Source organism: uncultured Lactobacillus sp., from assembly GCF_945290125.1.
Taxonomy (GTDB): Bacteria; Bacillota; Bacilli; order Lactobacillales; family Lactobacillaceae; genus Lactobacillus; species Lactobacillus rizhaonensis.
In genome coordinates this window covers 1-12,299 of record NZ_CALYQV010000057.1, presented here as the reverse complement: position 1 = coordinate 12,299, position 12,299 = coordinate 1, and the positions used below count along the sequence as shown (strand labels likewise).

Sequence of the window (12,299 nt, the reverse complement as noted above, 5' to 3'; positions counted from 1 at the left end):
CAAAATGAAATTGCTGATTTTGCTATTGCTTTGAAATCCAAAAGAAAAGGCAAAAACTAAAGAACAAAACCGATCTGCCTAATAATTGGACAGATCGGTTTTTAATATCTTTATGGCAAGGTCACTCTGATAATATATTGATCAGCATATGGCGGGTAGCCATGTTTTTTACTTAGTTCTTTTATTTCATTAATAATCTTGTTTGTACTAATGTTTTAATTTTTTCATTTTAAAAGCTATATTAGTAGCTTTAAGCATTGAAATGTCGTTTAATACAATTTCTTATAAGGAATCAATTCCTGGAAAAAACTATACTTTGCACGGTATTGCTATAGTAGAAAATGTAAAAATTAATTTTTAGACAAAAAGATAAATCAAGTATTTCTTTTGGAAAAGACTTGATCTATTTTTTTGCTTTTTTGTGCTGGAAAAAGGAACCGGATTGATAATCATGCTAAAGCCTAAAAGCAATAGCCTTTTCAACATATAGTATTTTGAATACATTAAAGTACAATATGTTGCGGAGTATAAGTGATAAAAAAGAGAGTAGACTTTATTGAAAAAAATCAAACCAAAATTAAAAGAATATGCTGAACAATATGGCCGGCAACTTGACGCTTCTGTCAAAATTCACAAATAAACTGCAGCCACAAAAAAATTCCTAACCACGAAGGTTAGGAATTTTATTTTTCAGCTTAAAATTAGTCGTCTAACTTCTCTTTGTTAGTGACATTCAACTTGTCATCAAAGGTGTAAACTACAGGTTCACCAGTCTTCATTTCCAAGTTCATAATATCAGCGTCAGAAATGTTTTCGATGTATTTAGTCAAAGCACGAAGTGAATTACCATGAGCGGCAATAATGACATTCTTACCAGCCAATAGGTCTGGCGCAATGTGATCTTCCCAGAATGGCATAACTCTCTTTAAGCAAACCTTTAAGTTCTCAGTCCGAGGAATAATGTGTGGGTCAAGGTCAGCATAGCGACGATCGTGAACTTGACTGTACTTAGAATCATCCTCAATCTTTGGTGGTAAAACATCGTATGAACGACGCCAAATGTGGACTTGTTCATCACCGTACTTGTCAGCAGTAGCCTTCTTGTTTAAGCCTTGCAAACCACCGTAGTGACGCTCGTTTAATCTCCAGGTCTTAGTTTCGGGAACCCAAAGTTGGTCGCTTTCTTCCAAAGCATAGTGCAAAGTCTTAATGGCACGAGTTAAAACTGAAGTATAAGCTTGGTCAAATTTCAAGCCGTGTTCCTTAATTAACTTACCCGCATTCTTGGCTTCTTCAACGCCTTTTTCTGATAAATCTACATCAATCCAACCAGTAAATTTATTTTCAAGGTTCCATTCACTTTGTCCGTGACGAATCAAAACTAATTTTGACATGAAATATCTCCTTTGCAAATTAAAAGTTTCACTTATTATTTTACACATTTACATTTTGTTTTCATAGGTTTTAGGGTTAAAAATCGTTTTTTAAATTCAAGTTTTAAGATACAATAGAAATAATAATGATTATAAGAAAAGAGATTATCTAACTCGTTATGAAAATAAAAAAACTAATGCTGGGCCTAAGCTTAATGGCAGCTTTAATTGCTGGAGGTTGCTCAAAGCCAAAAAAGCAAAGCGAACCAATTTTAACTAAAAGCCAAGTAATCAAATGTTCACATAAATCTTTTAAGAGTGGTCAGGCAAAACAAGTTATTACCTTGGGTACTGACACCTCCAACCAAGTTGTTGCTACGACTGCCCTATTTGGAGGCAGTCCCACCGTTTTTCAACTTAATTCCCAAACACAGGTGAAAGGTAAAACCCAATCTGCACAAGAATGGGTTGATAATTCCAATCATATCTATATTAATGGTGAAAGTAATTGGTACAAGACCGACTTTAACAAATTAACTGGTCATTCATACGTTGATTTATTAGACTCCATAGTCAACAACCCCATGTTAATGGATCCGCCCGCAGCTCTTACAAAGGTTTATAAAATGACGCGTAAGGGGCAAACATATACGTTAGATGCAACAGTTAAAGACCAAAAGACCATAAAGAAGGCGCTTGACCCGATCTTTGTCACTAATAATCAAAGCTCAAAGCAACAAACGATTTACCGTAAAATAGCCAAAATAGGTAAAATTCAAGGTATGACTGCAAAACTTGTGGTTAAAAATAAGAAACTTTATACGTTTCAATACTTAGTTAAGATCAAAGTAAACAAATTAATGCGCTTCAGTGCCGGTCAAAGTTACGGCAACATGGGCAGCAGGGACTTTTTAAAGATTCCCAACAATGCACTTAACGCTAAGCCATTACCGGAAACAAATAAAAAGAAGAAATAAATATTATTAATGTGAACCCTAAAATCAGCATAGTTTATGAGGCTCTAGTTATGGACTTACTTCCGCTATTAAGTAGAAGCTAGTCCTTTTAATTTATAAAAAAGCTGAATAATGAAATGAGTCCTGCAAGTTAGAAAGGTTGCGGGAATCTTTTTATGACCGGATTATCTAAAAATCAAGCTCTACCACCAATGGAAACAGGACTTTTCAGATTCTTATTTGACCAAGACCGGTTGTGCAGACTTTTATATAAAAGTTTTAATAAAAAATTAACCATAAAAGGTATACAAAAGTTTTTTTTAATTTAAAATATATGTATCTTAAAAAAGGAGATGCTACCAATGAAATTTAAGAAAATTATTTCGGCTTTGCTGTTATCCGTCGCCTTAGTTGGTGGTGGGCTATTTCATGCCCAGTCAGTAGAAGCAGCCTTAAACAAAAAGCAGGCCATTGCGATTATTGCAAAGGATGAACAAAATCCCACCAGTTTGCAAATGGAACAAACAACAACGACCAAATATAGGAAAAAGACTACAACTACCACAGAACAATCCGTTTTTAATAGTCAAAAGGGATTATTTCACATCATCAGTACAACAAAAACTGGAAAGAAAACTGAGACTACTGAGCAATGGGTAGATTTAGACAGCAAGCGCCTTTATTCTAAGCAAAAAGGCCAATGGCAGTACGATACCTTACCAGACTTTTTGATTACAGAACTAAATAAACTAAAAAATAGTAAAGCGCTTAAGAAATATAATAAGGGTATTTATCAGGAAATGGGCAAGAATGCCAAAATCACCAATAATAATGAAACTTACACAGTTAAAGGTAAAGTTAGCGGTAAGAAATTATTACGAAGTACTTTAGGGATGCTAGGTCAAGCAAATACAAAATCCTTACTAAAGAGTTTTAAATTTAGCAATTGCAAGTTTGTTTACACCATTAAAGATCAAAAAATCGTGACTTCCTATGTTAGCCTTAAAGCAAGTTTCGCCAAAACTATGCATGTTCGAGTAAAGCAAAGTAAGAGTAATTTTGGTGACTTTAACAACTTACAATTACCCGATGAGGTTAAAAACGCACCGGCTAACCCGTTAAAATAATATAAAGTGTTTTTAATAATTAAGAGGTATTAATCATGAAATTTAAAAAACTAATTTCTACTGTATTATTATCTGCCGCCCTTGTTGGTGGTGGTTTGGCTCACGCCAAAACAGTTGACGCAGCGTTAAATAAAAAGCAGGCTGTTGCGATTGTTAACAATAAAAAGGCGGAACCAACCAGTGGCCAATACGTTTTCACCACTAAGATTAAAAGTGGTAAGCAAAAACTGGGTTTTGATGCACATGGTGTCTTCACTACCAAGCCTCAACTAGTGCAATCTATTACTACCGTCAACGCTGGCAAAAACAAAGGTAAAGTAGAACAATGGATTGATATGACTTCTAACCGCCTTTATACCAAGGTCGATGGCAAATGGCAATATACAACTCTCGCAGACAGTGAAGCAGCTCAGCCGGACATGCAAAAATATGAAAACACAATTAAGAAATTTACTAAGAGTGTTAAGCATGATTTTTATAAGAATGCCCGTCTTAGTCATAAAAAAGGTGTTTATACTCTCAAAAGTAGCGTCAGCATGACTAAAGCAGCCAAAATGTTAAACCAGATTTTTAAAGATTATAAGGTAGACACCAAGTCTTTCAAAAAACACGTTAAACTCAGCAAATGCTACGTTACTTTCACTCTGAAAGACGAAGAAGTAACAGACTATGCTGTTTCCTTTAAGATGAATTATGATAAAAAGACACCAGCATCTTTCAAACTTAAAATGTTTGGCTTTGGCGGCTCTGATTCTTTAGCTCTTCCTGACGAAGTTAAAAATGCGACCCCAGCTACAGCTAAATAATCTAAAATGATAGGGTTCTCCAGATCTATTCGATGAGATAAAATAAGGGTGTTAACTCTTTTAAATATTTTCATCAGTAAAATGGAGGTCCAAAATGAAATTAGGTATTATTGGTAGTGGCAAAATTGTCCATGACTTCTTAACTACTGCAGCTAAAATTAAAAATTTGGAACTAGCAGCAATCTCTACGACTAAGCGCAGTCGGCATATCGCTGAAGATTTAGCTAAGCAGTACGGTATTAAAGAGGTCTTTGCGGATAACGATCAGTTGTGCAATGACGACAACGTAGACACCGTTTACGTCGCCGTACCTAACTTTTTGCATTATGACGTTGTTAAAAAAGCCGTTCTGGCTGGCAAAAATGTTATTTGTGAAAAGCCCTATGTTGAAACCGTTGCTCAAGCTCAGGAACTTAAAAAAATAGCTGATGATCATAATGTAATTATTGTTGAAGCTATTACCAATATTCATCTGCCAAATTATAAGGAAATCAAACGAAAATTAACCAAAATAGCGCCTATTCATATCATCTCTCTGAACTATACACAGTACTCTAGCCGCTATGATGATTTCTTGCAGGGTAAGATTGCTCCCGTTTTTGATCCGGCAAAAGACGGTGGCACCTTAATGGATTTAAATATTTACAACATTCATTTAGCTGTTGGTCTTTTTGGCAAACCGGAAAAGGTGCAATATTACCCAGTGATCCAACAGCATATTGATACTTCCGGTATACTTAACTTAGTTTACCCAGATAAGCAAGCTGTTTTGATTGCTTCAAAGGACAGCTATACTACGCCAAGATCCTTTATTGAAGGTGAAAAAGGCACTATCTATTTTGATGGGTCAACAGGTGTAATCAAAAACTTTACCATTGAACGAAGAAATGGTGAAAACAGTGAATTCAACTTTAACCAATTTGATCATCGTATGGCGAGTGAATTTACAGACTTTGTTAAAATTATTGACAATCACGATACTGCTGCAGCTGACAAATTGTATGATCATAGCGTAGCTGTGATGGCTGTTCTAGCTCAAGCAAAAGAGTCGATCAAATAAATAAAATTAAAAGCGCAGTTACCTCTAATTTTTAGAGGAACTGCGTTTTTGAATATAAAAAGTGGCCTAAAAGTCCGGTAAGACATTTTAGTATTTATCAGGGATAACATTTAGGTCTCTTTTGCTAGTAATATTAAATATTATTTACTTTGAAGGAGTAGTAGTAGCGGATGAACTGTTAGAGCCGGTTGAACCAGTCGAGCCAGTTGAACCGTTGGAACTAGTTGAGCCAGTTGAGCCATTAGAACTAGTCGAGCCAGTTGAACCGTTAGAACTAGTCGAGCCAGTTGAACCGTTAGAGCCAGTGGAGCCGTTAGAACTAGTCGAGCCGGTTGAACCGTTAGAGCCGGTTGAGCCGTTAGAACTAGTCGAGCCAGTTGAACCGTTAGAACTAGTCGAGCCGGTTGAACCGTTAGAACCAGTTGAGCTAATTGACGTAACCGTTGTCTCGTCTTTAGCTAAAGCACTTACTTTAATGTATCCAGCTGAAGTTGAGTAATATTTCTTACCCTTAATTTTAACAGTACCACCATAAACGGTAACTTTTTGGCCTTTACGAACTTTACTCTTCTTTAAAGCTTTACCACTTCTGGTTACCAAAACTGTGTTTTTAACTACTTGAACAGTTTTGCCATCAACATTAACGGCTTTAATATATTGGTTTTTGCCAATCTTATAGTAAACCTTGCCTTTAACGGTCTTTTTGCCAAGAACACTAACTTTTTGGCCAACCTTAACTGTTACCTTAGTCTTAACTAACTTCTTGCCCTTTTGCTTGTAAACAGCAGAATTTGCACCAACTTTTTTAGTTTTATTAGCTTTTTTAGCAGCACTAACTTCAGTTGGAGTACTACCTAAAGCATTGACAGGCAATTGATTTACGCCAACTGCTAACAATGTTGCACCAGCTACAGAAACTATCATTTTTCTATAAAAACTATTTTTACTCATATTGAGCCTTCCTTTTTCCATTGACAACATTTTGACGTACTTAGTTAAAAATTAAGAACGCTATAACTCCTATTGAGTTACATGGCTTATATTTTAGCACTATGAAAAAAGAATATAAATATTAATAAGTTAATTCTTTAACTTTATTTATAAGTCTGACTAAAAATGATAACAATGTTTCTATAATAATTTGCTTTTCCAGTAGCTGAAATATTACTGTTATATTGTTATGGCATCACAACGACAGCTGAATAAACGGTGGTTTTCTCAAAGGCTGCTCCTAAACCAATTGTTCTAGCAGCCGGATTAAGCAATACGTCCCGATATTTCCCATCCCTAGTTATATTATTGTTAAGATATTCGTAAAGAATGCTGCTGGCAACCTCTTCAGTTGATCCACCATCAAGTGCAAGTTCTAGCACGTTTGTAGTGCGATTAATAGTCCACTCCCACGAAAAACTGGCAATACATTCTCCCAATATGGGATAATCAATGCCTTTTTCTTGAAAAGCCTTTTGTAAAATAGACCTTCCAGATTTATCATAAAGTCCAAAATTCTTGATTAAATCCTGGGCACGTTCTTGAACAATCTTGTCATAAGTAGGGTCTGCTGTTAATTTGGTTAAGCCCCGGCTAACCCGCTCCTGATTAAGTTCCCTTAAAAAGACTTGTCTAAATTTACTAGGTGAAAACTCCTTGGTATAAGAGTCTGAAACATTCTCATTAACGGCAATAGGATCTGGTAAATTATCGGAGGCTGTATCCTGAGCTGCATCATCAGAGGTATTCGGCTGATCGGGATTCACCTTATCTTCTGGTGTTTTAGATTCAGAGGTATTTTTATCATTAGTTTCAGTGGCTTCCGAAATCACATTAGCACCGTGTCCATCTGCAAGATTATCCGCATTATGTGGATTTTGTGCAGTATTGCTATCATTAGTGCCTTCAGACTTATCAGGATTCTCTGCCCTATTTGCATTTGATGCACTATTAATATGGTTATTCTTAGTTTCACCCTGAGTAGTCTTATTCACATTAGGAGTAAAAGTATTGCTTGGCGTATTATTCAAGCCGGAACCATTAAATACCAAAGTATTGGCAGTTTGCGTCTTATTATAATCAATACTTTTTGCCAATTCGTTAGTAATATTTACTGCAGGCGACAGAGTTTTAATCACCTGCTCAGTTGATTTCGCCGTTGAATTTATCTTGGCTAACACACCCTTCCTGATGTAACCGTGGCTAGTGGCGTAGCATTTCTTGCCCTTAATTACTTTTGATGCGCCAAAAATCCTAATTTTTTGTCCTTTGTGAATTGCTTTTACTTTTTTGCCATTTCGAGTATAAAGTACCGTATCTTTGGTTACTTGATAAATTTTGCCTTGAATGTTAACGGCTTTAACAAATTTATTTTTACCAATGCGATAAAACAGTTTACCCTTAACAGTTTTTTGGCCATAAATACGTACTTTTTGACCCGCCTTGATGATTTTCTTGGATTTAACCAGCTTTTTGCCCTTACGGACATAGACAGCGAAATTGGTTCCCACCCTTTTTATTCTTCTAGTTCGACTACTTTTCTTAGCTGCACTTACTTTTTCCGGCAGGGCATTTAAGACACTCGGCGGCGCTTGCTTTAAAAACCCTGTCAGTAAAGTCACAGTGGTCAAAGAAACTATCACTTTCTTGCAAAGATTATTTTTACTCATATCTAAACCTTTCAATATTTAAAAATGAAAATTATTATAACTATACAAGAGTATATTGTAACTGAGAACTAAAAAATGCTGACAGTCACTTCTTAATTTTTGTATTATTTTCTAACTCAGAAAAATTCTCAATTAAAAAAGACTGATTGTCAAAATCAGTCCTTTGTTAGTCAGTCTAATTAGTAATTATTTTTTGCCGATAACCTGGCGCATACGATCGGCCGCTTGATATTTTGCGGTGAAAATCAGTTCATCACCTAATTCAATGACAGTATGACCGTGCGGCACCAGCCACTCTTGCCCCCGGCGAATACGGCTGACGGTGATGTCATGAGCCACGTCCCAGTCCATCAGTTGCCGACCAGAATACTTTGTATTACGGACAACAACAGAGTAGACCGCATTTTTAGTATCACTCAAGACACTATAGAGAGCGGGCGATTCGATTAGTGCCCGTAAGAGTGCGGAAGTAATATTACTCAAGTCAAAGACTTCCATACCATTCTTGCGCAAGTCCTTGACCCTGGCAATATCAGCACGCTTTTGACAAATAATAATGCGCTTGAAATCACCCTGCTCTTGTGCCAGCTGCCCCAGCCGCAAATTAGTATCGTCAGACCTCATGGCCGCAACGAAAATATTACCAGTAAAAGCACCAAATTGTGCCAGGCTCGCACTATCCAATTGGGATAATAATTTTAGCTGCGGCACACGGCTTTTATAAATATGATAGTGTTCGTTACTGGTAGTAAACATCTTAACAGAATACCAGTTATCATGTAGGTCAAGCATTACGGGAACAGTCAAGGCATTCGTGCCCAGAATCACGACTTTTTCCTTAATGCGATCTTCAGCTTTTAATTTAAAAATGGCGTTAAATAAAATCGGACACAGAATGCAGACGATCACAGCAGCCAGGATAAAAACATCTGACTGCAGCCGCGTAATAACGTTTAATTTACGTGCTACTGCTAAAGTCGGAAGGACTATAGTAATCGTAGTTGCAGTCAAAAAACCACCGGCAATACCATTTCTGCTGCCGAATTTTTGCGCGTAAACCAGGGCAACAGGTGCTTTAGCCAAGAACAGAAACAAAACTAATATTGGTAATAAAATTAGTGACTTTGGGTGAGCCAAAAGTGACCTTAAATTAAGTTTTACTCCCGTCATGATAAAGAAAATAGGAATGAAGAAGCCATAGCCAATTGAGGTTAACTTATCCGCTGTTTCCTGACTGGGCTCTAACAACTTCATGACAATGCCGGCTAAAAAAGCTCCCAGAATGTTTTCCACTCCCACTCTCTCAGCTACCGTAACTAAGGCAAATATAAGAAAGAAAGCTAAACGGACATCTAACTGAGTGGTTGATTTTGTTACTTTTACAAACCACAAGTACGGTTGCTTAAAGCGCCACAATAATAGAATGGCAACGCCAAAGAGCAGAATAATCAGCCACAACTGCTTAGTGTTACCACCATTAATTGCTGCATAAACCGTTAAGAGCATTAAGGGAATTACTTCCCCTAAAACCGCAGTTAGTAAAATTGTCTGTCCGATGGGTCTGTTTAAAATATCCTTTTCCTTTAAGGTAGCAATCACCACGCCCAAAGCAACAGTCATAAAAATAATAGTAGCCAGCATGAAATCTCCAAATAAACCCAGCATCTTTAACAATAATGCTAGGCAGACGGATAAAATTGTCACACCTAAAAAAGCGTGGAGTGCAACTTTAAAAGGAGCGATCTGACCCTTTTTTCTTTTATTTTTTTGCCCCGGCTTTAACAAGTCAAAGTTAATTTCCATCCCTGACAAAAACAACAACAAGATCACGCCTAAATTTGACAGAAAAGACAGGTCATGAGTCGGCCGGACGAGATTGAAGCCACTTGCACCTAAAACAATACCAATAATAATTTCTGCAACTGCAGTCGGAACTGCATTAACCCGCAAACGCGCCATTAAAATAGGCATTACCAGCGCAAACAAAACAACTAAGAATAAAGACAACTGTGCCACAAGGAATGCCCCCTCATTTATTCTTAGTCGATTATACAAGAAATTGCCAAATGAAGAAAATAATACGGGTAAGAAATAACAAAATGACTCCCAAACTTGGGGGCCATATCATAACCTGTTTCTTTATTTGCTATTTAAAATTGACTGCTTTGACAAAACGGTTGGTATCAATTGGGTAGTACATTTTGCCACCAATATTGATGCGGCCGCCATAAGTGCGCACAGAAGTGCCACGTAAAAGTTTTGAATTATCACAGCGATTTCCGGTAGTGTCATAAATATAAGCATTATGAGTTAAAATTCGCTTAGTACCAGCAATGTTGCTGGCAACAACGTATTCGTTTTCACCAATTTGCAAGTACTTTTTACCGTTGATAACCTTCTCTTGCGCTACAGTTACCACAGTACCTGCAGTTTTCAGTGCAGCAGTGGTGCGATTACCCTGGGCATCATAAGTATAGGCATCATGCATTAAAGTCTTGTTGCCAGTTGGTGCCTGAGAGACGGGGTCAGAGTCAGAATCAGTATTAGAATCAGAAACCACCGGATCATTTGTGCCAACGCTATTATCGGGCACTGCGGTATTAGAAGTTTCAGCCGCCTGCAAGTCATAATAATATTTGAGCAGGGCGAAAAAGTCATTCATTGAATAGCCCCATTTTTGGAAGTAGCCATCCGGATCGGTATGATTAGTACCACCTAAAAAGCGCGATACAGCGTGGTGCGACCAAATAGTTCCCGTGCCCGTATTTGAAGCATTAACTGGCGTGATGTTATAGCGATGCAATAGTTTTGCGGCATAGATAGCATCATTATTGACGCTTTTAGCAAATTTATTACGCGTGTTTTCCCGACAAAGCTCAATTTGAATAAAGCGGTTGTTGGCTATTGCGCCCGCACCCCAGACGCCGTAGTTGGGCGTCATCATTTGAATAACTTGCTTACTGTCGACAAAGGCGTGAACGTAGGAGTACATATTCATCCATTCACGGTTGAAGTAAATGGCTTCGTTATAGGCAGAGGCTCCAGGGGTAGCAGTCTCATGGATTACAATACCTTCAGGTGTTCCTTTCCGATACTTGATTTTATTGCCTTTAGCATAAAATTTGTTATACTTAATATTCTGTGTCTGCAACATTTGATACAAAAATGTTTCACCGACATAACTGTTTTGTTTTGCGATTGAATTAATTGAGGCAGCCTCAACTACCTGTGTGTGATTAACATTAAAAATAGGTGCAACTAAACCTACTCCGATAGCAATAGTAGTTATTAGTTTCTTTATCTTCATCTAAATTTTCATTCCTTATTTCTGCTTTTTACCGTTTGACCCTGATCTAGAAATTGCCTTTCTTAATATACTGGTGAACGCCAATTCTATAGTACTTGTGACCATAAATATTAATTGCACTGCCAAAGGTTGCGACTGACTGACCCTTCTTCATCACCAGCTGATTGTCACGATTGCCGTAATCGTTATAAACATAAGCGTTCTTTTGCAAAAGTCTCACTGTGCCATCAATATTGCCGCTTGCAATATACTGGTTTTCGCCAACACGATAATATTTTTTACCGTTAATAGTTTTAGTGCCGTAAGTCGTAATTACTTTACCAGTATTAGGTACCTTGATTGCCTTGAGCTTTTTAACACGTTTACCCTCAGAATTATAGACATAAGAATTGTGCATTAAAGTCTTGTTGACCTTTTTTTCACCCTTAGGCGCTTGCGAAGCAGGAGGAAGTGCGCTGCCCAGGTCTAAAAGCGTATCATTAACCCAGCCCTTGCCAGAGATATACATGCGCTTTCTGCCGTTATAATAGGTAATGGTCTTCGTAACGGTAACGGCATCGCCCTTAGCAACAGAATCAGTCTTTGCTGAAACTGAATGGTCAGTCGGCCAAGCGTAAGTAGCGCCCGCTTTCTTGACGACATAAGACTTACTGGTGTTTGAAATCGTAGGGTCATATTGCGTCAAATTGTAGTTAGTAATTCTGGTGTTCAAGGTCGTGTTGTACTTACTGTCAGTCGCATACGTACCAGTTAACGCCTGAGTGGCATCTGTATAAGAAGCAGCGCTTTCCAACCAGGCTCCTTGATAACGATCAGGTTGCCAAGTTACTCCTAAGCGCAACTTCTTACCATTATCATCAAATGAATCCTGGCAGGAGTCATATTTTCTAAACTTAGCAGTTACGTAATAGCTCTTGCCGTTCTTATCTTCTTCACGAGTTTTAGACGAGTAAGTTGCTCCAGGCCAGTCGTCATTAGCCTTCATGCCAAATAAGTTATTGGCGTTGACA

Annotated in this window: 10 protein-coding genes and 1 pseudogene; 5 read left to right on the top strand and 6 right to left on the bottom strand. The window is 37.5% G+C overall.

From position 1 onward, the window contains the following. Nucleotides 1–701: 701 nt before the first annotated feature. On the bottom strand, nucleotides 702–1,394 hold the full coding sequence (locus Q0K80_RS08490; protein ID WP_110446606.1) for a 2,3-diphosphoglycerate-dependent phosphoglycerate mutase: 693 nt from the start codon (nucleotides 1,392–1,394) through the stop codon (nucleotides 702–704). A 158-nt stretch (nucleotides 1,395–1,552) separates the two neighbouring features. On the opposite strand from Q0K80_RS08490, the gene Q0K80_RS08485 reads away from it, so the two are divergent. From Q0K80_RS08485 to Q0K80_RS10405, 5 genes are all read left to right on the top strand, one after another. Beyond that, complete coding sequence (locus tag Q0K80_RS08485) at nucleotides 1,553–2,350, top strand: hypothetical protein (protein WP_294605407.1); 798 nt, start codon at nucleotides 1,553–1,555, stop codon at nucleotides 2,348–2,350. Nucleotides 2,351–2,691: 341 nt separating this feature from the next. Beyond that, a complete protein-coding gene (locus Q0K80_RS08480) occupies nucleotides 2,692–3,456 on the top strand; it encodes a hypothetical protein (protein WP_294605405.1) in 765 nt (254 codons plus the stop codon). 35 nt (nucleotides 3,457–3,491) lie between these two features. After that, on the top strand, nucleotides 3,492–4,262 hold the full coding sequence (locus Q0K80_RS08475; protein WP_294605403.1) for a hypothetical protein: 771 nt from the start codon (nucleotides 3,492–3,494) through the stop codon (nucleotides 4,260–4,262). A 94-nt stretch (nucleotides 4,263–4,356) separates the two neighbouring features. After that, nucleotides 4,357–5,322: a Gfo/Idh/MocA family oxidoreductase gene (locus Q0K80_RS08470; protein ID WP_294605401.1), complete on the top strand. Its 966-nt coding sequence runs from the start codon at nucleotides 4,357–4,359 to the stop codon at nucleotides 5,320–5,322. A gap of 121 nt (nucleotides 5,323–5,443) precedes the next feature. Next, the gene (locus tag Q0K80_RS10405) at nucleotides 5,444–5,821 is read left to right on the top strand and encodes a DUF4573 domain-containing protein (RefSeq protein WP_365935525.1); all 378 of its coding nucleotides are present in this window, start codon (nucleotides 5,444–5,446) and stop codon (nucleotides 5,819–5,821) included. Here the strand turns inward: Q0K80_RS10405 and Q0K80_RS10400 are convergent. The 5 genes and pseudogenes from Q0K80_RS10400 to Q0K80_RS08445 form a co-directional block, all read right to left on the bottom strand. Next, nucleotides 5,800–6,246 (bottom strand): annotated as a pseudogene (locus tag Q0K80_RS10400) (SLAP domain-containing protein); the annotation flags it as partial. The gene Q0K80_RS10405 and the pseudogene Q0K80_RS10400 sit on opposite strands and share 22 nt — an antisense overlap. Before the next feature lie 254 nt (nucleotides 6,247–6,500). Beyond that, nucleotides 6,501–7,982 (bottom strand): SLAP domain-containing protein, encoded by a 1,482-nt coding sequence (locus Q0K80_RS08460; RefSeq protein WP_294605398.1) that lies wholly within the window; start codon nucleotides 7,980–7,982, stop codon nucleotides 6,501–6,503. A gap of 186 nt (nucleotides 7,983–8,168) precedes the next feature. Continuing rightward, nucleotides 8,169–9,998: a cation:proton antiporter family protein gene (locus Q0K80_RS08455; protein WP_294605396.1), complete on the bottom strand. Its 1,830-nt coding sequence runs from the start codon at nucleotides 9,996–9,998 to the stop codon at nucleotides 8,169–8,171. Nucleotides 9,999–10,128: 130 nt separating this feature from the next. After that, nucleotides 10,129–11,289 (bottom strand): SLAP domain-containing protein, encoded by a 1,161-nt coding sequence (locus tag Q0K80_RS08450; RefSeq protein ID WP_294605394.1) that lies wholly within the window; start codon nucleotides 11,287–11,289, stop codon nucleotides 10,129–10,131. 46 nt (nucleotides 11,290–11,335) lie between these two features. Next, nucleotides 11,336–12,299: SLAP domain-containing protein (locus tag Q0K80_RS08445; RefSeq protein ID WP_294605392.1), on the bottom strand; the 964-nt coding region annotated here is incomplete at its 5' end.

What these genes read in the sequence shown, in the direction of transcription:
- Q0K80_RS08490 (WP_110446606.1), bottom strand. Translation starts at nt 1,394, where the DNA reads ATGTCAAAATTAGTTTTGATTCGTCACGGACAAAGTGAATGGAACCTT.
- Q0K80_RS08485 (WP_294605407.1), top strand. Translation starts at nt 1,553, where the DNA reads ATGAAAATAAAAAAACTAATGCTGGGCCTAAGCTTAATGGCAGCTTTA.
- Q0K80_RS08480 (WP_294605405.1), top strand. Translation starts at nt 2,692, where the DNA reads ATGAAATTTAAGAAAATTATTTCGGCTTTGCTGTTATCCGTCGCCTTA.
- Q0K80_RS08475 (WP_294605403.1), top strand. Translation starts at nt 3,492, where the DNA reads ATGAAATTTAAAAAACTAATTTCTACTGTATTATTATCTGCCGCCCTT.
- Q0K80_RS08470 (WP_294605401.1), top strand. Translation starts at nt 4,357, where the DNA reads ATGAAATTAGGTATTATTGGTAGTGGCAAAATTGTCCATGACTTCTTA.
- Q0K80_RS08460 (WP_294605398.1), bottom strand. Translation starts at nt 7,982, where the DNA reads ATGAGTAAAAATAATCTTTGCAAGAAAGTGATAGTTTCTTTGACCACT.
- Q0K80_RS08450 (WP_294605394.1), bottom strand. Translation starts at nt 11,289, where the DNA reads ATGAAGATAAAGAAACTAATAACTACTATTGCTATCGGAGTAGGTTTA.